Origin of the sequence: Microbulbifer sp. MCCC 1A16149 (assembly GCF_050368945.1) — a bacterium.
Classification (GTDB): domain Bacteria; phylum Pseudomonadota; class Gammaproteobacteria; order Pseudomonadales; family Cellvibrionaceae; genus Microbulbifer.
The window spans coordinates 1,677,119-1,700,910 of record NZ_CP185959.1 but is presented as its reverse complement, the minus strand read 5'-3'; the positions used below and the strand labels follow the sequence as shown (position 1 = coordinate 1,700,910).

Genomic DNA, 23,792 nt, shown 5'->3' with positions numbered 1-23,792 from the left:
TTTGTCTTCTTTCCGGCTATACCTCACCTTGACGATAGAGGTCAATTTTCGACCTCAGTATAGTTCTATCCCGTCCGCCCATTTCCCCGGGGCATTCCGAAAATTTACAGGACCAGGCCCGACCGATTCCAGGGTTGAACCCACTGTTGCCACAGCTGTCTATCGGTGGGCGCCATCCTCGGAAAAAGTTCGCGCCTAATGTGAACTGGGGCAACAAAAATTCCGTGAGGATCGCGTCGATTCAGAATAACCTTTGCTCGAGAAAAATTGTACCGGCGTCTAATTCACTGCCGAACTGCCGATCTACTGGCCATGCTACCTGAGGGGAACCCGCTTGATTTACTCGCTCCGTCACTCATTTCACACCCTGTCCCGCAAACGGCTTCACAATCGCCAACAGCCCGGGCATTCCCCGGCAACAGGCAAACGATTGTGGGTTGCCCTCCTCCTGCTGCTCCCCCTGACATTGCTCCCGGGGTGCGCCGTGCTCTCGCCGGACTTTGAGAAGCCGGAGGTGCAGGTAACTGCACTGGAACCCCTACCGAACAACCACAGTGGCGATCTGCGCTTTCGTATCCACTTGCGTGTATTCAACCCCAACAATAGCGAGCTCGCCCTGTCCGGCCTCTACTACACCCTGAAGCTGGCCGGCCACAAGGTGGTCACCGGCACCTCCAGCAACCTGCCGGTGATTCCCGCCTACGGTCAGCAGGCGATCAGCGTCGACGCCTCGGCCAACCTGATGGGGTCATTTATGGCCGCCGCGGAGCTGCTTCGACTACAGGGGAACACGGTGCCTTACGAACTGGAGGCGAAGCTGGGCCTGCAGCGGTCTATCCTGCCGGCGATCCGGGTCAGTAAGCAGGGGAACATTCAGCTGGGGCAATATCAGCGCTGATGCGCAGGAAGTGAGATCAGAGGAAATGCGCAGGCCGGTGGAATCACCGGCCTGCAGAAACAAGACAGGGCTATCGGGCGCTAGCCGCGGCGCGCAGCCAGGATGCCCCCAGTCATGGCGACCATGGAGCTGACAATACCAATTCCCACCAGGCTGTAGAGACTGATGCTCTGCGCAGCCATCACGGTGAGGACTTCCTCCAGGGGAAATTGCCAGCAGACAATCGCCGAGGCCGCAACCACTGCCCCGTACTGGTAGCGGTTCGCCCTGCGCTCGGCCCGTTTGGCCGGCGCCGGCGGCAACTCCGCCATCACCCGTTCACAGAAGCCGTCATTGTCCAGGTGCGGCTCATTGAACTGCAATTGCTGGGACAACCAGGTGTCAAAGTCCGGCTCATCACCCCCAAATGTACCGGGAGCGGGCCTTACAACACCGTCTGTAATTACCATACCTGTAATACCTGCAGTATCACTGTTCAAATTTCGGGAATCAGCCACTGGCTACCTCCTCTCGCCAGGCCTGCAGCAGAGTCTGCAATTTGGCCCTTGCGCGATTTACGTGGGATTTTACCGTGCCCAGCGGCAACTTCATAATCGTGGCCGCTTCCTCGTGGGAAAAGCCGCGCTGCATACACAGATGCACCGCCTGTCTCTGGGCGTCACTCAATTCCCCCATTGCCGAATTCAGGTCCCTGGCCATACCCAACTGCTGTGCTTCTTCGACACTTTCCTGGGCTTGCGCACGGTCCACCGCCTCCTGATCCACATCTGGTGCATTCTTACGCTTGTGGCTCATGACCAGATTGTAGGCGATGCGGTACAGCCAGGTGCTGAAACGCGCATCCCCACGAAACGCAGGCAGCGCCTTGTAGGCCTTGATAAAAGCCTCTTGCGCCATGTCGTCGGCGAGTCCCTGGTCGCCATTGCACAGCTGGCGGAGCGAGAAACGCAGCTGTGACTGATAGCGACGAACCAGCTGGGCGTAGGCCCGCTGGTCCCCGTCGTCGACGACGCGCTTGATCAGATCCTCATCATTGAGGTCCATGGATGGCTGTCCTTAACCCGCTTGCTGTTGGTCGTGCTTCCAGTTGATATAGCGGGCGATCCCGATAAACAGGGGGATCAACCCGAGACTACCGACACCAACACCCGCTGAGGCAGACAGCCAGATAAAGATCGCGGCGCCGATGGCAATCAGGGTGATCCCCCGGTCCTTGGTGGTAACGGTGTTCTGACCATCCAGGGCATCCAGCAGTTCCGGCGGGATATCGCGTCCCTCGGACACCATGCGATTGATGTTCTCCATCACCAGCTGCTTCTTGCGATAGCTGTTGCGCGTCACCAGCCACACGATCAGGATCGGGGTACCGAAGACTGCGAGAATCGCGACGATCCCGATCAGCCAGTCCATATCCGGCCCCCTGGAACGACCACCGCGCTCTTGTGACACGTGGATTTCGTGGGTGCGCTCGTGCATACGCTCGGCATGCTCCTTAGCGCGCTCGGCCCGCTCCATATCGGCATTGATCCCGATACTGATATTGCGCGGCACCGACTCCAGCGCCTCATCTACGACCACTCCCGTGTCGTCGAGGACACCCTTCTCCACGAGCTGTTCGTAGATTCGGCGGGTAACTGCACCGCCAAACTCCTCACCGAGGTCGATCTCCACATTGGCGCTCTCGCCGTGTTCATCCCGCGTATGAATCCGCAGACGGCCATCTTCCTGGCGCAGGATCCGCACCTGCTTGGTTACCTTGTCTTTCGCAGGGGGCTCAGGTGCGACTACAGGGGCCGGAGGCTCAGGTGGCTGCGGTGCTACGGCGTCTTCCTGTGCCAGCAAAGTTCCGGAGACTCCCATCGCCAGGGTCGCTGCGATCGCGAGCGCCCAGCCGGGCAGTCGGTTACGCACAACAATTGAATCTTTCGCTCTCATTGGTGTTATCTCGCTCTTTCTAGTCTGACCCGAGGTAAACTGGCCCCGTGCGGGGACCCGGGACCTTTCTCGCGTCAGAGTGTACCTTTTTTGAGCACCCTGTATCAGGGGCACATTCCGGGTTACCTTACTGACTGTGACTTGGCCGGGCTTTACCCTTCCCCTGATGGACGCCGGAGATGCGCCCTTTAGATGCAAGGCCGGATCAAATATTTCAGCGGCCCCGGAATCACGACCGCTCTGCCGGCCTGACGACCGGGCCTGAGGCCGATCAATCGCCGCAACATAACCAAAAACGGGGTATTCATGACTTCAGACGCGCTCACCGTCACCTCAATCACCCACCCGGCCGAAGTCCTCTCTTTCTGGTTCGGCAGCCAGGCGCTGGACGGAGAAATCCCGGCGCAACAGCGCGCCCGCTGGTTCCAACGCAATGACGAATTTGATCGGGAGATCCGCAATCGTTTCGAAAAAGCCATCGACGCGGCACTGGCCGGGGAGCTGGGAAGCTGGAGCGACACCGCCGAAGGCCAGTTGGCCCTGGTCCTTCTCTGCGACCAGTTCACCCGCAATATCTACCGAGGTTCGCCCAAAGCCTTCGCCGGAGACCCGATTGCGCTGGAGATCACCCAGGCAATGATTCGCAACAATCACCAGTGCAAGCTGGGGCTGCACCAGCGCGCATTTGCCGGCATGCCACTGGAGCACTCGGAGCTGGCCGAGGTACAGGCCCAGTCGGTGGCCTACTTCGACCAGTTGCGCACGGATTACAGCGAGGACAATGCCGGCCCGCAGGCCGCCAGGCTGGCCGAGGACTACTATCGCTTCGCCGTGGCCCACCAGAAAGTCATCGAGCAGTTCGGACGCTACCCCCACCGCAACGCCGCGCTCGACCGCGAGAATACCCCGCAAGAGCAGGAATGGCTGGACAACGGGGGCGGCTTTTAATGGACTGGTTAGCCTGGCTTTCTCTCGCTGGTGTCTGTGCCCTGGGTGCCATGTCCCCGGGGCCGAGCCTGCTGATTGTGGTGCGCAATGCCAGTGCCGGTTTTGCCCACGGGGCCGCCTGTGCCATCGCCCACGGTGCCGGTATTGGCGGTTACGCGCTGCTGACGGCCCTGGGACTCAGCCTGGTGCTGACGAATTCCCCACTAGTGTTCACTGGCCTGCAATGGGGCGGCGCCCTGTTTCTGGTGTATCTGGGCTGGAAGTCCATACGCGCGCCCGCGCCAAAGGCGTCTGATGCGGCGACTCCAGAGACCGACGCCCCACGACAATCCATTGCTGCGGCCGCGGCACAGGGCTTCGGAATCGCCCTGTTCAATCCCAAGGTGGCGCTGTTTTTCGCCGCCCTGTTCAGCCAGTTTGTCGGCGCCGAGCAGGCCACGGCCACCAAGTTCACCATGGCCGGCGTGGCCGCAGGTATCGATACACTCTGGTATCTGCTGGTCAGTGCAGCCCTCTACTTTGGCCGCCGCAGGGGCATTCGCCCCGGGCGCTGGAGCCATCGCCTGCAGCAGCTGTTCGGCATTCTGCTGATTGCCCTCGCCGGTCGTCTGCTGTGGCAGATTTGACGGTTGACACTGGACAGGCATACAGATACTGTACATTCATCCAACTCAATAACAATTTACGGTTATTGTCCGGATTCAGCCCGGAATCACTGTATATGACAACAGGAGGCCATTATGGCGGTAGTAGCGGTTTGGAAATGCGATAGAGACGGAGCCATGTTCGACAACAAAAAAGATGCCGAAGAACACGACAAGATGCTGGAACTGGCTGCCAATATTACTGCGCTGATCGAGCGCAATATTGAAGGCGTTTCTGAAGAAGCCAGCGAAGAAATCGGCCTGATGCTTGCCAAGCGCCGCGAAGTGCTGGCCAAGGCTTGTAAAGGTAAGCCGGAGGAGCTGCTCGCCGCAGAAGAAACCAGCGAGCAATCAGATAACAGTGGTGAAAACGTCACCCCACTCGCTGCCAACCAGTAATTCTGGCAGCCCGCGCAGCCGGCGCCCCCACCGGTTGCGCATATTCCCCAGAAATTCCATCCCTGTACTCTGCCCGGCTTGCCGGGCTTTTTTTATACCGTTTTTATACCGTGCCAGGCAGCCTCTGCCTGGCGCGTTCAGTAGGAATAGCTGGTTTAGAACACTGCACTTATATCGATCACCGCAAGGATGATAATGACCAGCCAGGTCAACGAGGTGCCGATAAAACGACCGGGGTGATAGCCGCCGCTACCCGCAGACAGACCGATTGCATGCAACAGACGGCCAAATAACAGCGCAGCGCCCAGGCAGTGCAGCCACAGATGAGACAGGCCGTTGATTTCCGCAATCAACATCAGGATCAGGGCCAGCGGGATATATTCGACCGCGTTGGCGTGGATCCGCACCGCAATCTCCCCCTGCTTGTCGCCGCCGGTACCCAGTCCCACTTTCTTGCCGCGACGGAACGCGACCACCTTGAACGCCAGGGCTATGACCAGCAGCGCACAAAGTCCTGCGTAAAGTGCGGTTACCTCAATATTCAGCATATGCTCACCATTTCGCTTGAAACTCCTGTTAACGTTTTTTCGGATTGATCGTTATTTTTTGTAACCGTGCCCGGTACCAGACTGCGGATGCAGATAACGGTCGCGCAGACGCGTCGAGCGGTTCACCAGGGATTGTGGCTTGCCATCAATCACCACCAGCTCTGCGTAGCTGGTGACCTCGAGGGGATCTCCGCTCCACAATACCAGGTCGGCGACGCCGCCCGGCACCAGCACACCGCCTTCGAGGCCGAATACCGAAGCCGCGTTGGCCGTGATCGCACGTATCCCTTCTTCAAATGGCAGGCCATACGCCACCGCATTGCCCGCCCCCTGTCGTGACAGATAGCTGTTGTGGGACCCAGCGTAACCTGGCCCACTGATCACCACCGTCACACCCGCCTTTTGCAACAGCGCTGCGTTATCCATACGCGCGCCCAGTTTCTCAAAGGCATCCGGGGAATTCCCCATGGCATCCACGATCACCGGTACCCGCGCCGCAGACAGTTGCTCGGCCACCATCCAGCCCTCGGCAGCACCCTCCACAATCAGTTTCAGCTTGTACTGCTCTGCAAGCGCCAGTAATTGCAGGATATCGCTGGCTCTGTTCGCCGTGATTAATAGGGACTGCTCCCCTATCAACAGTGGCTGCAGGGATTCAAGATCATCAATGGAATAATCCAGTTCCCGCCACTCTCCTCGACGGATGGCATCGCGGTTATCGGCATATTCTTTCGCCTGTGCCAGAGCGCCCTCAATCTGCTCGTAGGCCCGGGCCCGACTGCCGCCCGCCAGCTCCGCGCCGTACTCGCCGAAATAGACTTTCTGTACCAGCGCATCATTGGTAACACTGTCGAATTCACCGGTGAGCTTGATGGCAAACCCCTGCCCGGCAAATATCTTCTCCTGGCTGCTCGGCACCACAACCGCGCGGGTGACACCGCCGGCGCGATTGAAGGGAATCAGGGTGGAGTGCGGGTTAAAAGCCACCGATGGATTGAACCCGGCACCGATGGACGCGTCCTCGATCGCGCTGTCGTTGGTGGAGGCCGCCGCGCCGATTTCGGTAAGCCCCAGTTCACTGCTTGGCGCGATGATGCCCGGGGTCACCACCTTGCCGCGGCCGTCGATAACCAGGTCTGCATTCAGATTGCCGAGGTCTTCGGCCACCTGCTCGATACGCCCGTCTTTTACCAACAGGTCCCCCATCTGCACGGTGCCCTGATCGCCCAGGGTGATGACCTTGGCGTCCTTGATGAGCAGTGTCTGTGCAGTTGCCAGTGGTGCAGCGACTACCGCAGAAACCAGCGAGGCGATGGCGCCAATTTTGAATACCTGCTTAATACCCATTAGCGCTGCCCTCCTTCCGGCAGGCGTTCGCCTTCCGCGTTGAGAATACCCAGTTCAAAATCACTGTGCGGCTGTCGCTCGGGGTTGTCCCGGTCGTACATCAGCACACCGTCGATAAACACTTTTTCCGCTTTGCTGTACACGCTGAATGGGTTGCCGGACCAGACCACCACATCCGCCATCTTGCCTTTCTCCAGACTGCCAGTAACTTCGTCAACGCCGAGCGCACGCGCCGGGTTCAGGGTCATCCAGGTCACCGCATGACGCGGTTCAATATGGAAACCGGCGCGCTGCCCCGCTAGCATGGCTTTGGCAGTTTCTTCATTGAGATGCTGGATACCGATGGCGGAATCCGAATGGATCATGGCGCAGGCCTTGGCCTGGTCGACGATGGCGATATTGGCTTCGGTCATATCGAAGGCTTCGTGTTTGAAACCCCACCAGTCTGCCCACATCGCGGCACACACCTTGTTTTCGGCGAGCAGATCCGCGACCTTGTAGGCCTCAACCGCGTGGTGGAAGGTGGAAATCTGGAAATCGAATTCCTTGGCAATATCCATCATGATGGCCATTTCCTCACCGCGATAGCAGTGGTTGTGTACCAGGATATCGCCGTTCAATACCCCCGCCAGGGTTTCCATCTGCAGGTCCCGATCCGGCTCCTCACCGCCGTTCTCATGGTAATTGTCCCACTTGTCGCGGTAGGCGGCGGCAGAGATCCAAGCCTGTCGATAGCCCGCCACATTTCCCATACGCGTGGAGGGCAAGGTGCCCTTACCACCGTACACGCGTTTCGGGTTCTCGCCGCAGGCCATTTTCAAACCGTAAGGCGCGCCGGGAAATTTCATATCCTGCACACTGCGCCCGGGCACATTCTTGAGGGTTACCCCGCGGCCGCCAAACAGGTTGGCTGAACCCGGCAGGATCTGCAGCGTGGTAACGCCTCCCGCAAGTGCCAGCGCGAACTGGGGATCCTGGGTCCACACCGAGTGCTCGGCCCACACCTGTGCGGTGTTCGGTGCGGTCATCTCGTTGCCGTCCTGGGAGGATTCAATGGCCGGCGCCGGATAGTCGCCCAGGTGGGAGTGAACATCGATAATGCCCGGGGTTACCCACTTACCGGCACCTTCCACCACCATGCCTTTTTTGGGCACTTTCAGCTCTTCACCAACCGCTGCGATTTTTCCGTCCTTCAGCAGCACATCGGTATTGTTCAACTGCTCCCCGGTGCCGGTCAGCAGCGTAGCACCACGGATCAGAACCGGACCGGCTTCGTCTGCTTTATAAGTAGAGGGGAAAGCATCCTGCCGGGAAAAATCAGCCCCTTTTGACTTGGCTTCGTCATCTCCCCCGCAAGCCGTCAATGTCAGTGCCATAGCTGCACTGCAGGCCGTTGCCAACAGACGTCGCACCACTTTTGTCGATTCCAGAGCTGGCCGCATTGCCCCTCCTACTTGTTTTACTGTTATTAGGAAATTTTCATAAACAGATCCCATGCTATCAGCAATTCAGGAATCCGCCAGTCTGCCAACTGGTACTGCCCAATAAATCCTGTTTGCGCCGCAGGTCACAGAATGCACGAGAACCCGCCCTAGACAACGGTAAATCACCGTGTTGCAATTTAGCTTCTCTCCTTGAATCCAGGATGGACGGATGGAAAAACCAATGAATGCAGGTGCAATTCAGCCTGCAGTGCACACTGGACAACCCGGCTTACAGGGAGATTCGCGAGAGGTATATGAGGCGCTACGCAAAAGTGAAGAGCGCTACCGGGAGCTGGTGGAACACGCCAACTCCATTATCCTGCGCTGGGATAAAAACGGTGTCATCACCTTCTTCAACGAGTATGCCCAGAACTTTTTCGGGTTCAGTGAAGAAGAGATCATCGGTAAACACGTGGTTGGGACCATCGTCCCCGAGAGTGAAAGTACCGGCCGCGACCTGCGCCCGCTCATGGACCACATCTGCAACTATCCCGAAAAACACCGCTATAACGTCAACGAAAACATCACCAAGGACGGCGCTCGTGCCTGGGTAGCCTGGACCAATAAAATCCTCACCGATGACACAGGCTCAGCCATCGGTGTACTCAGTATCGGCAGCGACATCACCAAACAGCGACAGCTGGAAGAAGAACTGCGCCAGGCCCAGAAAATGCAGGCCATCGGTGAGCTCGCCGGGGGTATCGCCCACGACTTCAACAATATGGTGCACGGTATCGCAGGCTTTGCCGAAGTCATTCACCAGATGACCGTCGATAAAAAGATTGCGCAGTACGCCAGCCAGATCCTTACCACCGCACACCACGCCGCAGAACTTACCAAGCAACTGCTCACCTTTGCCCGCAAAGGTTCCTACCAGCTCAACGACTGCAATACCCACGATATCGTGCGCGACGTCTGCGCCATGCTCAAACGCACCATTGATCGCAGAATCGTCATCCGACAACAGCTGTCGGCAGGGCTGCCCCATATCAAAGGGGATTCCGCGCAATTGAAAAGCGCCCTGCTGAATCTGGGAATCAACGCGAAAGATGCCATGCCCTCAGGGGGTGTACTGGAATTCAGTACCCGCAATATTACCGTGGACGAGCCCCTGGCGATCTCCGACTTCCAGCTGGAGCCGGGCCAGTATCTGCAGATCCATGTGAGTGACAACGGAATGGGTATGACGGAAGAAGTCCGCCAGAGAATTTTCGAGCCGTTTTTCACCACCAAATCCAGCGGGCGCGGCGCCGGACTGGGATTGGCTGCGGTTTACGGCACCACCCACATGCACCGGGGCGCCATCCAGTGCCGATCCGAAATCGGCAAAGGCAGTAGCTTTGATCTCTACCTGCCCATCATCCGGGATTGCAGCAAACATCTGAAAAACAAACAGGACAACGAGATACCGGAACGCCCCATTCGCATGATGGTGGTGGACGACGAAGCGATCGTACGCAGCTACTCGAAAACCCTGTTTGAAATGCACGGCCACCAAGTGGACACCTTCGCCACCGCCAGTGAAGCCATCGCATTCTATAGACATAATTGTGCGGATATTGATCTGGTACTACTGGACATGATCATGCCGCATATGGATGGACAGCAGTTGTTTGCCGAATTGAAGCAGATCAACCCGGATATCAAAGCCATGCTGGCCACCGGGTACAGTGTGGAAAGTAAGGTGCAGGAAATCGTGGAAGACGGAATCCTTGACTGCCTGAAGAAACCCTTCACCTACGATCAGCTGCAGCGAAAAATCACTGACATGCTGTCTGAAGGACATCTACAGGCGGAACCGTCCTGAATCTGCGATGGATGAATAGTAGACATGGGATGGCGAAACAATCAGCCGCTAGTAATGCATGATCTTGATGACTTTTTCACCGCTGTCGCACTCCCCCACCACTTCCGGTTCGGTAATTTTTGATCCGAGCTGGATGACCTTGTTGGATGGGTAGGAAACGAAACACGCGTAATTGAAATTGACCGCCCAGTTGCAGCGTATCAGCCCGTCATCCTCCTCGTAGAATCGCTCCTGACAAAAGCTCAGGTATGGGCTCTGCCCGCCCCCCAATTGCGTCTGGCCAGGATTCTCCGTCTGTGCCATAGCGTACCCGACAGCGGACAGTATCCCGACAATCAGCGAACCAAAGGCTAGGGCTCCGGAAGTTCGATTACAGCGACTCATCTCAACACCTGAAAAGTGCCCACTACTCCCTAGAGACTAGCAGCTGCGGCGCCTGTTTCATTGCCTAGTTTGGCCAGAATGTTTGACCAGCCAGTTCCCCCCTTCCGCTGTTATCATACGCCCAGCCATTCCAAGCCCACGAAGTACGGACCCCCTCAACGACCATGTCAGCCTCCTGTTACTGCTGCTCCGGCAAGCCATTCAGCCAGTGCTGCGAGATCTACCTCTCCGGCAAAGCCTACCCCAATACTGCCGAGGCGCTGATGCGCAGCCGCTACAGTGCCTACGTGACCGGCAACCTCCCCTACCTGCGCAAGACCTGGCACCCCGATACCTGTCCCGAGCTGGACAGCCAAGACCTGCAGACGCGCTGGACCAGACTCGAAGTCATCAAGAGTAAACAGGGGCTGAAAAAGTCCATCGTAGAATTCAAGGCGTGGTTCAGTGATGAGAGCGAGGAAGGTGCAGGAAGTGAGGAGCGTGCGCTGCATGAAATCTCCCTGTTCAAACTGAACAAGAAGCGCTGGGTGTATGTGTCACCGCTGGACGCCTGGCCGTGAATCGCCAACTGGCCCTTACCGGGCGCGCATCGTTATGACCAGCCACCTCAAGCCCGCAATCCTGTTTGAGGATGAACACCTGCTTGCCGCCTACAAGCCGGAGGGCTGGCTGGTGCACCGCTCGGGGATAGATCCCCACGAAAACCGAATCCTGCTGCAATACCTGCGGGATCTCGCCGGCGCTCACCTGTACCCGGTACACCGCCTCGACAAGCCCACCTCCGGCGTTATCGTATTCGGTAAAACCAGCGAGGCCGCGGCGGGCCTGCAGGCCCAGCTGGACAGCGACAGCTCGATCAAACAGTACCTGGCGGTCTGCCGTGGCTACTGCCCGGAACAGGGGGTGATCGATCATCCCCTGCCGCCGGTTGCGGACTTCAAACACCAGCGCAAACGCCCCAAAAGTGAGCTGCCCCGCCAGGATGCAATTACGCTGTTCCGCCGCCTCGGCACCGTCGAATTGCCCTACCTCGTGGATCGATATCCCACGAGTCGCTACTCACTGGTGGAAGTACAACTCAAGACCGGGCGTCGCCACCAGATCCGACGGCACTTCAAGCATATTTCGCACCCGCTGATCGGGTGTCCGAAATACGGGAAGTCCACCCATAACCGCTTCTTTGCCGATCAGTTTGGCTGCGCCCGACTACTCCTGCATGCGCACAGGCTGCAACTGGAACACCCGGTAACCGGCGAGGCCATGCTGTTGCAAGCCGAGCCCCAGGGCTGTTTTCAGCAGTTGATCCAGCAGTTTGGCTGGACGCTTACGCCGGAAATTTCGGCTGACACCCCTTAGTCCGGCTCCACCGGCGACTGGTACTGTTCGTCAGAGACTTTCTCCAGCCAATCCACCGCCGAGCCATCCTGCGATTCCTGTATCGCTATATGGCTCATCGCGGTGGTGTCTGTGGCGCCGTGCCAATGCTTCTTGCCACAGTTGCAATACACCACATCCCCGGCGCGGATCTCCTTCTTCGGGCCACCCCAACACTGGGTCCAGCCAACGCCAGCGGTCACGATCAAGTGCTGCCCCAGCGGATGGGTATGCCAAGCGGATCGGGCACCGGGTTCGAAGGTCACCAGAGCTGCCGAGGTGCGCGCGGGATCTGCGGGGTTGAACAGGGGATCTATACGTACTCGGCCGGTAAAAAACTCTTCGGGCCCAGACACTGAAGGTTGGGAGCCCGCACGGTAAATTTGCATATCCATCGGTAATTCTCCTCGTCTTTCATTCCCGACATTCCCGACCCCGGATCGCTCAGCGGAGCCGATTTAAAAAGACTCAGGCAACATTGTTGACCTGATTGCGCAACCTTTCGATATCGCGCTTCGGCGGTGCGCCGAACAGGCGACTGTATTCACGGCTGAACTGCGAAGGGCTCTCGTAGCCGACCTGGAATGCGGCACTGGCTGCATCGAGATGCTCATTCAGCATTAAGCTCTTTGCCTCATTCAGTCGCAGCCATTTCTGGTATTGCAGCGGGCTCATGGAAGTAAGCTGACGGAAGTGGTGATGAAACGTCGGTGCGCTCATCTGCACCCGGGCAGCCAATTCTTCCACTCTCAGCGCGGATGCAAAGTTCAGTTTTAACCAGTCGATGGCTTTTGCCACCCGGTAGCCATGGCTGTCCACGGACGCAATCTGCCGCACCAACGCCGCCTGATCACTCATCAGCAGACGAAAATGAATCTCTCGCTCGATGAGCGGTGCAAGTACGCTGATCGATTCAGGTTCATCCATTAGTTTCAACAGGCGATTAAATGGCTCAAGAATATCTACGGACACCGCGCCCAACCCAATGCTACTGGCTCCCAATCGCTCCCTCGGCGGAGGCACGTTCCCCTGCGCAACCAGCTCGGCCAGCATGCGCAAATCGAGTTTCAGCGCAAACCCGAGACAGGGCTTATCGGCGCTGGCAGAAATCACCTGAGACGTAGCCGGAAGATCCAGAGATGTCACCAGGAAGTGAGACGTATCGTAGGGGTACTCCTCACCGCCAATCGCGATCTTCTTTTCGCCCTGGACCACCAGCACCACGCTTGGCTCAATCAGACAGAAGTCAGGCTGCGAAGGTGCCTCTCGCCGGAAAAAGTTGAGATTTGGAATAGGCGTGGAAAAGTCTGCCTCCGTGGTTACCCAGCGGGAAATCACACCCGCCAGGGACTTATGGAGGGCACCAACCTCTTTGCCAGACTCTTTTTTCGTGGGGTTTTGGTTCGCCATTTACACATCCCTCCTGTTAATAGCAACTTTACTCTGCCACCCCGGCCACGACCACCATTTCACGAACAACCCATAGGATCAGGCAAGAAAACCAGATCAATGTTCTACTGATCCACCATTTCACTCATGAAAATACGCAACCAGCAGAGCTCAGTAGCAACGCCCCTTCAGGGAGGGGCATCGCCGAATCGTGGGACCTAGAGAGAATGGCGGGAAGCTAACCGGCTATTCGCCTGTGTGCGTAGTACCACATTAAGGTTATGAGAATGCCCGAGGCCTACAGGATAGGCCGAGCTTTCATCCCTACCACCATCGACGTATCAATGGTCCCCGACAACTGATCACACGCCCTCCCACCCTGGGCCTACTATCGCTCTGGAACATTCCGGCCACCCCCTCGCCTATTTCTCTTTTGGGATGATCTGTTCCAGAAGGCCTATGACTCAACCAGGTTGAACCGTCTCGCGCTTCACGCCTCTGCATGAAAACTAAAGGAATAGGCAAGAGGTTAGCAGTAATGTTCTACAACTCACGTGACGGGACTATCTATAGTAGTTGTCAGTCTTGATAGAGCCCCGGGGCCTTCGTGTTCAGCACGAAAGAGCACAGGTCAACTCGACGATAAACGCAACGCACAGGGAGATTGACGCATGCAAAAGAAAGGATGGCTTTTCAGGTCCGTACTGTTTGCAGCGATCGGGTACCTGGCCAACTTCGCTATCGCCGCCGAACCATCGGCCACCTCCCAGACCCTGTACGCCGCTGGTAAGCAAAAATCCTTTAAAGGACCGGACACCTATTTCACCGGCGACGTAAAAGTGGACATGCTGTTTCCCGGCAATGACACCGCTCACTATTCAGGGGCTTACGTCACCTTCCAGCCCGGCGCCAGAACCGCCTGGCACAGCCACCCCGCTGGTCAGCATATGGTGGTGACCTCAGGTACCGGCTTCACCGGAACCCGCGACGGGAAAATCATCGAGATCACGGAAGGTGATTCCCTCTGGTGCCCGCCCAACATTGACCACTGGCACGGTGCAACGCTCGGCAGCTCCATGACACATCTGGTCGTCACCGGCAGCAAGGATGGTGAGAACGTCGTCTGGAAGAAAAAGGTCACGGATTCAGAATATCTGGGAAACGATCAAGGAAAGGTGAACATGAAAAGCGACAAAAGCGCAGATGCATTGACGTCAAAACAACAGCATATGGTGCCAGTTGCGGCGTTTACCGCGAACGGTGATCTGCAGCGCCTCGATGCCGCCATCATTGCAGCGCTGGACGCAGGGCTGAGCGTCAATGAACTCAAAGAAATCATGATCCACCTTTACGCCTACGCCGGCTTCCCCCGCGCGCTAAATGGCCTCGCCACTTTGATGAACACCGTCGAAGCCCGCAAGGCAGCAGGTATCAAGGACGAGACAGGCGAAGAAGCGGCCGCCCTGCCGGCAAACAAGACCAGCCAGGAATATGGCGAGGAAGTCCAGACCGAACTGGTTGGAAAGCCGGTGACCGGGCCACTGTTCGACTTCGCACCTGCGATCAATATATTTCTGCAAAGCCATCTGTTTGGCGACCTCTTCGGCCGCGGGATTCTTGACTACAAAGGGCGGGAAATTGCCACTGTATCTGCCCTTGCAAGCATGGATGGTGTCGACTCCCAGCTGAAATCTCACATTGGCATTGCCAGCAATGTCGGCCTGACAAAGCAGCAGCTTACCGCGCTAGCGAGTGTGCTGAGCGACAACGTCGGCACCGAGGAAGGCGCAAGAACCCAGCAAGCTATTCAGGCGGTTTTAGCCGGCGACGACTAAGCCCCACATGGCTTTTCGAATCACTTAAACCTCGACTGAGCATACTTATTAGAGAGGAAATTGTTTATGACTGAAAAGAAAGATCTCAATCGACGTCAATTCATGTACCGGAGCGCACTCGTCGGTGGCGGCGCGCTACTGGCCAACCCCTCGCGCCTGTTCGCTGCGGACAACCCGCAAAACAACAACATCAAGGCAAAGGGTTATGCGGCGATTGACACCTCCGGCAAGCTGGTTCCCTGGGAATTCGAGCGTCGCCCGGTCGGTGACAACGATGTACTGATCGACATCAAGTACGCCAGCATCTGTCACTCAGACATTCACCAGATGAAGGGGCACTGGGGCAAGCAGCAATACCCGCAGGTGCCGGGCCACGAGATTGTTGGTGTGGTTGCCGCCGTAGGCAAGAATGTCACCAAGTTCAAAGTCGGCGACCGAGCTGGCGTTGGCTGTATGGTAGACAGCTGCATGGATTGCAAAGACATGAAGGAGAATGAAGAGCAGTACCACAGTGACACCCTCTTCACCTACGGCTATCCGGACAAGCGCTCCCCAACCGGTATTACCCAGGGCGGCTACGCCACCAACATCGTGGTGAATGACCATTTTGCCGTGCATATTCCGGAGAATATCAGCTTCGAGGAAGCCGCTCCGCTGCTGTGCGCCGGCATCACCACCTACACGCCCATTCTCAAGGCCGATCTAAAGAAAGGCGATAAAGTCGGTATTGCCGGTATTGGCGGCCTGGGTCATATGGCGGTCAAGCTTGCGGTGTCCAAGGGCGCGGACGTTTACGCCTTTACCACCTCCGCGGATAAAGTCGAAGACATCAAATCCTTCGGTGCAAAAGAAGTCATCGTGGTTGACGACCTCAAAAAACTGGCCCCCTATAAAGGCAAGCTGGACTACATGATCTCCACCATCCCCTACCAGTTCGATGTCGCAGCTTACAGTTCCGTGGTTAAACCCTATGGGGATTTCACCTACGTGGGCATGCCGGACAAATTCGAGATCAACCTCAACAACCTCGCACTGGCGGCTTCCAGAGTTAACTTTAATGCCTCCTTGATTGGCGGTATGAAAGATACTCAGGATGTAGTCAATTACTGCGCAGACAACAAAGTACTGCCCAAAATTGAAATGATCAAAGCCGATCAGATCAATGAATCCTGGGAGAATGTGGTAAACAAGAAAGCGCGTTTCCGCTACGTGATTGATGCAGCCACTTTCTGAGGCTGATTTAACGTGCAGGGAGCCCACCCGGCCCCTGCGCCCCCCTTATTCGTCCAGGTAAACCACCACCATCCGTCCCACTTCCAGCCAATTAGTATCCATACAGCACAAATGATCGCCAGAGTGCGAATTTTGGCGCCAAATTTCACCTTCTTGACGCGCAAAATCCCGCCAGTGGCGTAATGTAAAAGTAAGCGCAATCAATAATTTGGGTATAACAGCTGTACAGCAATGATTGCGCCGTAGAAGCTTACAGCGCCGCTTGAGGCTTGCATGTCTACAGATCTCGTTGATGCACAGGTATCCCCCACCGGACAGTTCGACATTCTGTCCAAATACGAAATTCATAAACTGACCCGCCACAGCCATGGCCCGCACTATCAGATTTTCCGCAACTGCTCCCTCGCCGTTCTGAATTGTGGAAACTACATGGATGACGGCAAGGAACTGCTGGAAAAGTACGCCGATTTTGATATTGCGGTGGTGCCCACTGAGCGCAGTGTCAAACTGGAAGTAAAAAACGCACCCGCGTCGGCGTTCGTCGATGGCAAGATGATCCAGGGAATCGCCGAGCACCTGTTTGCGGTCCTGCGGGACATCATATACGTCAACAGCGAAATTACCGGCGACCCGCGCTACGACCTGGTATCCGCGCAGGGTGTTACCGATGCGGTTTTCCATATCCTGCGCAATGCCGGCACCTTTGATGGGGACCGCACCCCCAGACTGGTGGTGTGCTGGGGCGGTCACTCCATCTCTCAAGAGGAGTACGACTACACCAAGCGCGTGGGTTACCAGCTGGCGTTACGGCATCTGGATATCTGCACCGGCTGCGGTCCCGGTGCCATGAAAGGACCAATGAAAGGCGCCACCATCGGCCACGCCAAGCAACGCTACCGGCACGGGCAGTATCTGGGAATTAGCGAGCCCGGTATCATTGCCGCAGAAGCACCCAACCCGATCGTCAATGAACTGGTGATCATGCCGGATATCGAAAAACGCCTGGAAGCGTTTGTACGTACCGGCCACGGCATCATCGTTTTTCCCGGCGGTGCCGGTACCGCCGAGGAAATCCTGTACCTACTGGGCATACTCCTGCACGAGGACAACCGGAACCAGCCCTTCCCGGTTATTTTTACGGGGCCGGCCAGTGCCGCTGACTATTTCATCCGTATCGACCAATTTATTGCCTCCACCCTCGGGGAAGCGGCCCGCTCCAAGTATCAGATCATCATCGACGACTCGGAGGAAGTGGCCCGGCAAATGGCGAAAGGTATCCAGGCTGTGCGGCAATACCGCAAGGAAGGGGGCGATGCGTATTACTTCAACTGGCAGTTGAAGGTTTCCACGGAGTTCCAGAGGCCTTTTGCCCCCACCCACGAAAACATGCGCAACCTGGCCCTGCACACCAATCAGGAGCCCTACCTGCTGGCTGCGAATTTACGCAGGGCTTTTTCCGGCATTGTCTCGGGCAATGTGAAAGACGAAGGTATCCGCAACGTTGAGAAAAACGGTCCCTACGAGCTGTATGGGGACCCGGAGTTGATGCGCAGCATGGATACCCTGCTGGAATCCTTTGCCAAACAGCACCGCATGAAACTGCCAGGCAAGGAGTACGTACCCTGCTATCGGATTACACGCGACTGACCACTCGCGGGAAAAACAAAAGTAAAAAAAGCGCAGCCCGAGGGCTGCGCTTTTTTTCAGTCTTCCATATAGTCCGCCATCGGCGGACAAGAACACACCAGGTTTTTATCCCCGTAGACATTATCCACCCGTCCCACCGGTGGCCAGTATTTTCTCTGGCGCAGGCTTTCCAGCGGAAACACCGCTTCCGCACGGCTGTAGGCATGCTCCCAGGACTCCGCAGCCAACACTTCCGCAGTGTGCGGTGCGTTGACCAGCGGATTACTGTGTAGGGACCACTCGCCCCGCTCCACCCTGGCAATCTCCTCGCGAATCTGGATCATCGCGTCACAAAAACGGTCCAGCTCTTCCACCGACTCACTTTCCGTAGGCTCAATCATCAGCGTTCCCGACACCGGGAATGACATGGTGGGCGCGTGGAAGCCGTAGTCGATCAGGCGCTTGGCCACGTCGTCGACGGAAATACCACTGCTTTCCTTCAGCGGTCGCAGGTCCACGATGCACTCGTGGGCCACGCGGCCATTGGCACCGCGATACAGAATCGGATAGCTGTCCTGCAGGCGCGCGGCGATATAGTTCGCGTTCACGATCGCCAGCTCGGTAGCCTTGCGCAATCCATCGCGCCCCATCATGCGGATATACATCCAGGTAATCGGCAGGATACTCGCACTACCTGCAGTGGCTGCGGAAACCGGCGCGCCGTTGCGACCGGCCTGGGCCATGCCCTTGCTGCTGGCAGATACCGCGCCCGGCAGGAATTCCGCCAGATGCGCCCCAACCGCCACCGGCCCCACACCCGGACCACCACCGCCATGGGGAATACAGAAGGTTTTGTGCAGGTTCAGGTGGGAAACATCCCCCCCAAACTTGCCCGGCTGGCACAGGCCCACCATGGCATTGAGGTTAGCGCCGTCGATATACACCTGACCGCCATGGCTATGTACGATCTCGGCGATCTCACTGATGCCTTCCTCGAACACGCCGTGAGTGGACGGATAGGTAACCATGATCGCAGCCAGTCGCGCGGCGTGTTCACTCGCTTTCGCGCGCAGATCTTCCAGGCTGACATTGCCGTTTTCGTCACACTTCACCACCACCACGCGCATACCACACATTTGCGCGGAGGCCGGATTGGTGCCGTGGGCAGAGCTGGGTATCAGACAGACATCGCGCTCCGCTTCGCCGCGGCTGGCGTGATAGGCGCGGATCGCCAGCAGCCCCGCGTACTCGCCCTGGGAGCCCGCATTGGGTTGCAGGGAAATGGCATCGTAGCCGGTGATCTCACACAGCATGGACTCCAGGCTATCGATCATCGCGCTGTAACCATGCACCTGCTCTGCGGGCGCCAGCGGATGCACATTGGCAAATTCAGGCCAGGTTACCGGCAGCATTTCTGCGGTGGCATTCAACTTCATGGTGCAGGAGCCCAGCGGGATCATCGAGCGATCCAGGGCGATATCCCGATCCGCCAGGGTGCGCAGGTAGCGCAGCATTTCGGTTTCGGAATGGTAGCGGTTGAACACCTCATGACTGAGCAGCGAACCGCTGCGCAGCAGGTTGCCGGGCAGCACCGGTGCTTCGCGGGCCTCGATGGCGTCGAAGCTTAAGCGGTTATCCGCATCAAACAGCGACCACAGCGCTTCCACATCTTCGCGGGTTGCGGTTTCGTCCAGGGAAATCCCCACGTACTCGCCGTCGATATTCCGCAGGTTGAGCCCCCGGCTCTTCGCTGCTTCGTGCACCTTTGCACTGCCGCCTTGAACACGCACAGTAAGGGTGTCAAACCAGGTATCGTTATCCAGCTCGAATCCGAGCTCCTGCAATCCCAGCGCCAGCACGCTGGTCAGGTAATGCACCCGGGCGGCAATAGTACGCAGCCCCTGGGGACCGTGATACACCGCATACATGGAAGCCATTACCGCCAGCAGAACCTGCGCGGTACAGATATTGGAAGTGGCCTTTTCACGGCGGATATGCTGTTCACGGGTCTGCAGGGCAAGGCGGTATGCCGGTTTGCCATTGGCATCGATGGACTGCCCGACCAAACGACCCGGTAGCGAACGCTTGTAGGAGGCGCGTGTCGCCATGTACGCCGCATGCGGGCCACCAAAGCCCATGGGAACACCGAAACGCTGGGTGGAACCGACAGCGACATCCGCACCCAGCTCGCCCGGCGAGGTGAGCAACACCAGGCTCAGGATATCTGCCGCCATCACCGCCAGGCCGCGCTGCTCGTGTACCGTGTCGATCACCGCGCGGTAATCTCGCACTGCGCCACTGGCACCGGGGTACTGCAACAGCACACCAAACACGGAACTCGCATCCAGCTCTGTGGTGGGGTCACCGACGATTACCTCAATACCCAGCGGCTCCGCGCGGGTCTGCAGCACTTCGATAGTCTGCGGCAGGCAATCACGATCCACAAAGAATGCCTGCGCCCTGGATTTCGACATACGCTGGCACAGGGTCATGGCCTCGGCCGCGGCAGTGGCTTCATCCAGCATCGAGGCATTCGCCAGGTCCATACCGGTGAGATCACTGACCATGGTCTGGAAGTTGAACAGCGCCTCCAACCGGCCCTGGGAAATCTCCGGCTGGTAAGGCGTATAGGCTGTGTACCAGGCGGGATTCTCGAGAATATTACGCAGCACGACATTGGGCGTGCGGGTCCCGTAATAGCCCTGGCCGATAAAGGAGCGGAACGGCTTGTTGTCACTTGCCAGTGCACGCAACTCTGTAAGCGCCTCGTGCTCGGGCATGCCCTCTTCGAGCGCCAGGGCGTCCGACATACGGATACCGCCGGGCACCACCTCATCGATAAACGCCTCGAGGCGGTCGTGCCCCAGCGTCTTCAGCATGTGCGCAAGACCGCCGTCCGCAGGGCCGATATGGCGATGGGTAAATTCATCGCGACGCTCCAGGTCGCGCAGGGTTTGCTTGGCTTGCAACATTTGGGTCTCCTCCGCTCCGGGAAATTACTCGCCGTCGATCAATGCGGTATAGGCATCCGCACTCAGCAGCTGGTCCAGGTCCGCGGGGTTTTGCGGGCGCACACGCATAAACCAGCCCTCACCCATGGGATCGCTGTTGACCAGCTCCGGATCGTCCGGCAGTGCGCCGTTGATCGCGACCACGGTAGCGGCGAATGGCAGGGATATATCACCTGCGGCTTTTACCGATTCGATCACCGCGACCTCATCACCGGCCGCCAGCTCGGCGCCCTCCTCCGGCAGCTCCACAAAAACCACATCACCCAGCTGTGACTGGGCAAAATCGGTAATGCCTACGGTGACTTCATCGCCGTCGACGGAGAACCACTCGTGGCTTTCGGTGTATTTCACGTTGCTCATGTTCTTTTTCCCTGAAATTCAAATTTGATGTTGCAGCCGCTCAACCGCGGTAATAGCGCTGGGGTACGAAAGGTGTCTTGGTCACGACGATCGGTACCGTCTTGCCGCGTACCAGGGCCTGCAGGTCGGTGCCGACTTTCTCGTAGCCGCGATCCACATAGCCCATGCCGACAGCAGCACCCAGGGTGGGCCCGTATCCGCCACTAGTGACCTTGCCCACGACATTGCCGGCCTCGTCGATAATGTCGGCACCGGCGCGTACCGGGATCTTGCCCTGTACCGAGAAGCCCACGCGCTTGTGCGCAACGCCGTCGGCAATCTGCCCAATTACGACCTCTGCCCCGAGGAAGCCACCGGCCTTTGCGCCGTCGGCGCGGCGGGACTTGGCGATGCTCCACAGCAGGCTCGCTTCTACCGGCGTTTTGTCGCTGTCCATATCATTGCCGTACAGACACAATCCGGCTTCCAGGCGCAGGGTGTCGCGGGCACCGAGACCAATCATCTGCACGCGGCCGTCTTCCAGCAGTTTGCGGGCAATCTTTTCCACGGCACTGGCAGCAACGGAAATTTCAAAGCCGTCTTCGCCGGTGTACCCGGAGCGCGTCACATAACAGTCTTCGCCAAACAGCTCGACGCGCGCACCGTGCATAAACGTCAGCGCGCGGGTTGCCGGTGCCAGCGCGCCGATCAGTTCACCGGCCATGGGGCCCTGAACGGCGAGCAGTGCCTGCTGGCCGAGCACGCGGATATCACAGCCGCGCAGGTGTTGCTGCAGGTGTGCGATATCTGCTGCCGCGGTGGCTGCATTCACCACCAGGAAAAATTCATCATCACCCCAGCGGGTAATAATCAGGTCATCGAGGATCCCGCCCGTTTCCGAAGTCATCACGGCGTAACACTGCTGGTTGATCTCAAGGGTCTGCACGTCGATAGGCAATAGCTTTTCCAGCGCGCTCGCCGCATCGCTACCGCTGACCACCAGCTGGCCCATATGGGAAACATCGAATACACCGACCGCTTCGCGGGTGTGCAGATGCTCCTGGACGATACCGGCGCGGTATTGAACCGGCATGGCGTAGCCGGCAAACGGCACCATCTTGCCGCCAAGTTCCTTGTGCAGGTCGTACAAGGGGGTCTTGCGTACTTCGTTATTCATGGTTTTCTAGTCCTTAGCATTCGATAACGCTGACGGGCAGATCGATGGCGTTCACCGCCAGGCCACCGCGCGCGGTTTCTTTGTATTTGTCCTGCATGTCGCGACCGGTGTCGCGCATGGTGCGAATGACTTTGTCGAGGGAGATAAAGTGTTCGCCATCACCGCGCAGGGCCATGCGCGCAGCGCTGATCGCCTTTACCGAAGCCATGGCGTTGCGCTCGATACAGGGCACCTGCACCAGGCCGCCCACCGGATCGCAAGTGAGGCCCAGGTTGTGCTCCATGGCGATTTCCGCTGCGTTTTCCACCTGTTGCGGGGTACCGTCCAGCACCTCTGCCAGCCCGGCCGCAGCCATGGAACAGGCGGAGCCGACCTCGCCCTGGCAGCCCACTTCGGCGCCGCTGATGGAGGCATTTTTCTTAAACAGAATGCCCACCGCGGCCGCGGTGAGCAGGAAGCGGATAACATCTTCCTCGGTGGGACTTCTGGAGAAACGCATAAAGTAATGCAGCACCGCAGGAATAATGCCGGCGGCACCATTGGTGGGTGCAGTGACGATACGACCGCCCGCGGCGTTTTCCTCGTTCACCGCCAGTGCATACAGGATTACCCAGTCCAGTGCCGACAAGGGATCGGACAGACAGGCTTCCGGGCGGCTGCGCAGCTGCTGGTAGAGGTTGGCCGCGCGGCGTTTTACCTTGAGGCCACCGGGCAGAATGCCCTCGTTGTGCATACCGTTGGTCACGCAGTCCTGCATCACCTGCCAGATTTTCATCAGGCCCGCACGGGTTTCCTCTTCGCTGCGCCAGGCAGCCTCATTGGCCAGCATCACGTCGCTGATCTTGAGGTTTTCCCGCGCACAAATCGCCAGCAACTCTTCCGCGGTATCGAATTCGTAAGGTACCGCCAGCGCCTGCTCCAGCGCATTTTCCGATTGCGCCTCGGCTTCCGTCACCACGAAGCCACCACCGATGGAGTAGTAGACCTCCTCCACCAGAACCCGCTCGTGCGCATCCAGTGCGGTAAAGCGCATGCCATTGGCGTGCAGTGGCAGCTCTTCCTCGCCGATCAGCAATAGGTCCTGCTGCGGGTCAAAGGCGATTACCCGCTCGCCGTCCAGATTCAGGCTGCAGCATTGCTCTATCGCAGCAACACGTTCATCGACGGTATTGGTATCCACCAGCTCCGGCTGTTCGCCTTCCAGCCCCAGCATCACCGCTTTGGTAGTACCGTGACCAACGCCGGTAGCGCCGAGAGAGCCGAACATATGCGCGGTCACCCGCGTTACATCCGCGAAGCTGCCCCTGTCGCGGAGCAATTGCAGAAACAGGCCCGCAGCCTTCATCGGCCCCACCGTATGGGAGCTGGACGGGCCGATACCAATCTTGAACAGGTCAAAAACACTGAGCGACAT

General features: G+C 57.9%; 23 protein-coding genes. 10 read left to right on the top strand and 13 right to left on the bottom strand.

Annotation, left to right across the window (positions count from 1 at the left end; genetic code table 11):
- Window positions 1-484: 484 nt before the first annotated feature.
- Window positions 485-898: an LEA type 2 family protein gene (locus ACONT6_RS07250; protein WP_428821063.1), complete on the top strand. Its 414-nt coding sequence runs from the start codon at window positions 485-487 to the stop codon at window positions 896-898.
- Window positions 899-978: 80 nt separating this feature from the next.
- Here the strand turns inward: ACONT6_RS07250 and ACONT6_RS07245 are convergent, their stop codons facing one another.
- Genes ACONT6_RS07245 through ACONT6_RS07235 form a run of 3 tightly spaced genes read right to left on the bottom strand, consistent with a single transcriptional unit; the run spans window position 979 to window position 2,809 of the window.
- Window positions 979-1,347, bottom strand: a complete 369-nt coding sequence (locus ACONT6_RS07245; protein WP_428821062.1) for a hypothetical protein — start codon at window positions 1,345-1,347, stop codon at window positions 979-981.
- A 40-nt stretch (window positions 1,348-1,387) separates the two neighbouring features.
- Complete coding sequence (locus ACONT6_RS07240) at window positions 1,388-1,942, bottom strand: sigma-70 family RNA polymerase sigma factor (RefSeq protein ID WP_078085785.1); 555 nt, start codon at window positions 1,940-1,942, stop codon at window positions 1,388-1,390.
- Window positions 1,943-1,954: 12 nt separating this feature from the next.
- A complete protein-coding gene (locus tag ACONT6_RS07235; protein ID WP_428821061.1) occupies window positions 1,955-2,809 on the bottom strand; it encodes a DUF6249 domain-containing protein in 855 nt (284 codons plus the stop codon).
- A gap of 330 nt (window positions 2,810-3,139) precedes the next feature.
- Here ACONT6_RS07235 and ACONT6_RS07230 point away from each other — a divergent pair, with 330 nt between their 5' ends.
- From ACONT6_RS07230 to ACONT6_RS07220, 3 genes are all read left to right on the top strand, one after another.
- Window positions 3,140-3,781: a DUF924 family protein gene (locus ACONT6_RS07230; RefSeq protein ID WP_428821060.1), complete on the top strand. Its 642-nt coding sequence runs from the start codon at window positions 3,140-3,142 to the stop codon at window positions 3,779-3,781.
- Window positions 3,781-4,407: a LysE family translocator gene (locus tag ACONT6_RS07225; RefSeq protein WP_428821059.1), complete on the top strand. Its 627-nt coding sequence runs from the start codon at window positions 3,781-3,783 to the stop codon at window positions 4,405-4,407. Before ACONT6_RS07230 ends, ACONT6_RS07225 begins: the two co-directional genes overlap by 1 nt.
- A gap of 114 nt (window positions 4,408-4,521) precedes the next feature.
- The gene (locus tag ACONT6_RS07220; RefSeq protein WP_181253352.1) at window positions 4,522-4,824 is read left to right on the top strand and encodes a YebG family protein; all 303 of its coding nucleotides are present in this window, start codon (window positions 4,522-4,524) and stop codon (window positions 4,822-4,824) included.
- A gap of 155 nt (window positions 4,825-4,979) precedes the next feature.
- Here ACONT6_RS07220 and ACONT6_RS07215 read toward each other — a convergent pair whose 3' ends face one another.
- The 3 genes from ACONT6_RS07215 to ACONT6_RS07205 are packed head-to-tail and all read right to left on the bottom strand — an operon-like array spanning window position 4,980 to window position 8,161.
- Window positions 4,980-5,372, bottom strand: coding sequence for an MAPEG family protein (locus ACONT6_RS07215; RefSeq protein WP_428821058.1), 393 nt, complete (start codon window positions 5,370-5,372; stop codon window positions 4,980-4,982).
- 51 nt (window positions 5,373-5,423) lie between these two features.
- On the bottom strand, window positions 5,424-6,719 hold the full coding sequence (locus tag ACONT6_RS07210) for an amidohydrolase family protein (protein WP_428821057.1): 1,296 nt from the start codon (window positions 6,717-6,719) through the stop codon (window positions 5,424-5,426).
- A complete protein-coding gene (locus ACONT6_RS07205) occupies window positions 6,719-8,161 on the bottom strand; it encodes an amidohydrolase (RefSeq protein WP_428821056.1) in 1,443 nt (480 codons plus the stop codon). The genes ACONT6_RS07210 and ACONT6_RS07205 overlap by 1 nt, the downstream gene beginning before the upstream one ends.
- A 223-nt stretch (window positions 8,162-8,384) precedes the next feature.
- Between ACONT6_RS07205 and ACONT6_RS07200 the strand changes: the two genes are divergently transcribed.
- On the top strand, window positions 8,385-10,010 hold the full coding sequence (locus tag ACONT6_RS07200; protein WP_428821055.1) for a hybrid sensor histidine kinase/response regulator: 1,626 nt from the start codon (window positions 8,385-8,387) through the stop codon (window positions 10,008-10,010).
- A gap of 48 nt (window positions 10,011-10,058) precedes the next feature.
- On the opposite strand, the gene ACONT6_RS07195 is transcribed toward ACONT6_RS07200, so the two are convergent.
- Complete coding sequence (locus ACONT6_RS07195) at window positions 10,059-10,313, bottom strand: hypothetical protein (protein WP_428821054.1); 255 nt, start codon at window positions 10,311-10,313, stop codon at window positions 10,059-10,061.
- 245 nt (window positions 10,314-10,558) lie between these two features.
- Here ACONT6_RS07195 and ACONT6_RS07190 point away from each other — a divergent pair, with 245 nt between their 5' ends.
- Entirely contained in the window at window positions 10,559-10,954 is a 396-nt protein-coding gene (locus ACONT6_RS07190; RefSeq protein WP_428821053.1) for a YchJ family protein, read from the top strand.
- A gap of 34 nt (window positions 10,955-10,988) precedes the next feature.
- Window positions 10,989-11,750 carry a pseudouridine synthase gene (locus tag ACONT6_RS07185; RefSeq protein WP_428821052.1) on the top strand — a complete coding sequence of 254 codons (762 nt, stop codon included), beginning with the start codon at window positions 10,989-10,991 and terminating at the stop codon, window positions 11,748-11,750.
- Here ACONT6_RS07185 and ACONT6_RS07180 read toward each other — a convergent pair.
- Together ACONT6_RS07180 and ACONT6_RS07175 are read right to left on the bottom strand one after the other, a co-directional pair.
- Entirely contained in the window at window positions 11,747-12,163 is a 417-nt protein-coding gene (locus ACONT6_RS07180) for a (R)-mandelonitrile lyase (RefSeq protein WP_428821051.1), read from the bottom strand. The two genes, ACONT6_RS07185 and ACONT6_RS07180, sit on opposite strands and share 4 nt — an antisense overlap.
- Before the next feature lie 73 nt (window positions 12,164-12,236).
- Window positions 12,237-13,178: an AraC family transcriptional regulator N-terminal domain-containing protein gene (locus ACONT6_RS07175; RefSeq protein WP_428821050.1), complete on the bottom strand. Its 942-nt coding sequence runs from the start codon at window positions 13,176-13,178 to the stop codon at window positions 12,237-12,239.
- 650 nt (window positions 13,179-13,828) lie between these two features.
- On the opposite strand from ACONT6_RS07175, the gene ACONT6_RS07170 reads away from it, so the two are divergent.
- The 3 genes from ACONT6_RS07170 to ppnN all read left to right on the top strand — a co-directional run bounded on the left by ACONT6_RS07170 (window position 13,829) and on the right by ppnN (window position 17,872).
- Window positions 13,829-14,992: a (R)-mandelonitrile lyase gene (locus ACONT6_RS07170; RefSeq protein ID WP_428821049.1), complete on the top strand. Its 1,164-nt coding sequence runs from the start codon at window positions 13,829-13,831 to the stop codon at window positions 14,990-14,992.
- A 66-nt stretch (window positions 14,993-15,058) separates the two neighbouring features.
- The gene (locus ACONT6_RS07165) at window positions 15,059-16,225 is read left to right on the top strand and encodes an NAD(P)-dependent alcohol dehydrogenase (RefSeq protein ID WP_428821048.1); all 1,167 of its coding nucleotides are present in this window, start codon (window positions 15,059-15,061) and stop codon (window positions 16,223-16,225) included.
- Between the two features lie 273 nt (window positions 16,226-16,498).
- Complete coding sequence (gene ppnN, locus ACONT6_RS07160) at window positions 16,499-17,872, top strand: nucleotide 5'-monophosphate nucleosidase PpnN (RefSeq protein ID WP_428821047.1); 1,374 nt, start codon at window positions 16,499-16,501, stop codon at window positions 17,870-17,872.
- A 56-nt stretch (window positions 17,873-17,928) separates the two neighbouring features.
- On the opposite strand, the gene gcvP is transcribed toward ppnN, so the two are convergent.
- The 4 genes from gcvP to ACONT6_RS07140 are packed head-to-tail and all read right to left on the bottom strand — an operon-like array spanning window position 17,929 to window position 23,792.
- Window positions 17,929-20,823 carry an aminomethyl-transferring glycine dehydrogenase gene (gene gcvP, locus ACONT6_RS07155; protein ID WP_428821046.1) on the bottom strand — a complete coding sequence of 965 codons (2,895 nt, stop codon included), beginning with the start codon at window positions 20,821-20,823 and terminating at the stop codon, window positions 17,929-17,931.
- 24 nt (window positions 20,824-20,847) lie between these two features.
- Window positions 20,848-21,222, bottom strand: coding sequence for a glycine cleavage system protein GcvH (gcvH, locus tag ACONT6_RS07150; protein WP_181253359.1), 375 nt, complete (start codon window positions 21,220-21,222; stop codon window positions 20,848-20,850).
- Between the two features lie 40 nt (window positions 21,223-21,262).
- On the bottom strand, window positions 21,263-22,378 hold the full coding sequence (gcvT, locus tag ACONT6_RS07145; RefSeq protein WP_428821045.1) for a glycine cleavage system aminomethyltransferase GcvT: 1,116 nt from the start codon (window positions 22,376-22,378) through the stop codon (window positions 21,263-21,265).
- A gap of 13 nt (window positions 22,379-22,391) precedes the next feature.
- Window positions 22,392-23,792: an L-serine ammonia-lyase gene (locus ACONT6_RS07140; RefSeq protein ID WP_428821044.1), complete on the bottom strand. Its 1,401-nt coding sequence runs from the start codon at window positions 23,790-23,792 to the stop codon at window positions 22,392-22,394.

Coding starts and splice junctions, on each gene's coding strand:
- ACONT6_RS07170 (WP_428821049.1), top strand. CDS start 13,829: ATGCAAAAGAAAGGATGGCTTTTCAGGTCCGTACTGTTTGCAGCGATC.
- ACONT6_RS07230 (WP_428821060.1), top strand. CDS start 3,140: ATGACTTCAGACGCGCTCACCGTCACCTCAATCACCCACCCGGCCGAA.
- ACONT6_RS07225 (WP_428821059.1), top strand. CDS start 3,781: ATGGACTGGTTAGCCTGGCTTTCTCTCGCTGGTGTCTGTGCCCTGGGT.
- ACONT6_RS07185 (WP_428821052.1), top strand. CDS start 10,989: ATGACCAGCCACCTCAAGCCCGCAATCCTGTTTGAGGATGAACACCTG.
- ACONT6_RS07210 (WP_428821057.1), bottom strand. CDS start 6,719: ATGGGTATTAAGCAGGTATTCAAAATTGGCGCCATCGCCTCGCTGGTT.
- ACONT6_RS07140 (WP_428821044.1), bottom strand. CDS start 23,792: ATGTCGCTCAGTGTTTTTGACCTGTTCAAGATTGGTATCGGCCCGTCC.
- ppnN (WP_428821047.1), top strand. CDS start 16,499: ATGTCTACAGATCTCGTTGATGCACAGGTATCCCCCACCGGACAGTTC.
- ACONT6_RS07205 (WP_428821056.1), bottom strand. CDS start 8,161: ATGCGGCCAGCTCTGGAATCGACAAAAGTGGTGCGACGTCTGTTGGCA.
- ACONT6_RS07200 (WP_428821055.1), top strand. CDS start 8,385: ATGAATGCAGGTGCAATTCAGCCTGCAGTGCACACTGGACAACCCGGC.
- ACONT6_RS07165 (WP_428821048.1), top strand. CDS start 15,059: ATGACTGAAAAGAAAGATCTCAATCGACGTCAATTCATGTACCGGAGC.
- ACONT6_RS07175 (WP_428821050.1), bottom strand. CDS start 13,178: ATGGCGAACCAAAACCCCACGAAAAAAGAGTCTGGCAAAGAGGTTGGT.
- gcvH (WP_181253359.1), bottom strand. CDS start 21,222: ATGAGCAACGTGAAATACACCGAAAGCCACGAGTGGTTCTCCGTCGAC.
- gcvP (WP_428821046.1), bottom strand. CDS start 20,823: ATGTTGCAAGCCAAGCAAACCCTGCGCGACCTGGAGCGTCGCGATGAA.
- gcvT (WP_428821045.1), bottom strand. CDS start 22,378: ATGAATAACGAAGTACGCAAGACCCCCTTGTACGACCTGCACAAGGAA.
- ACONT6_RS07190 (WP_428821053.1), top strand. CDS start 10,559: ATGTCAGCCTCCTGTTACTGCTGCTCCGGCAAGCCATTCAGCCAGTGC.
- ACONT6_RS07195 (WP_428821054.1), bottom strand. CDS start 10,313: ATGGCACAGACGGAGAATCCTGGCCAGACGCAATTGGGGGGCGGGCAG.
- ACONT6_RS07240 (WP_078085785.1), bottom strand. CDS start 1,942: ATGGACCTCAATGATGAGGATCTGATCAAGCGCGTCGTCGACGACGGG.
- ACONT6_RS07245 (WP_428821062.1), bottom strand. CDS start 1,347: ATGGTAATTACAGACGGTGTTGTAAGGCCCGCTCCCGGTACATTTGGG.
- ACONT6_RS07220 (WP_181253352.1), top strand. CDS start 4,522: ATGGCGGTAGTAGCGGTTTGGAAATGCGATAGAGACGGAGCCATGTTC.
- ACONT6_RS07180 (WP_428821051.1), bottom strand. CDS start 12,163: ATGGATATGCAAATTTACCGTGCGGGCTCCCAACCTTCAGTGTCTGGG.
- ACONT6_RS07215 (WP_428821058.1), bottom strand. CDS start 5,372: ATGCTGAATATTGAGGTAACCGCACTTTACGCAGGACTTTGTGCGCTG.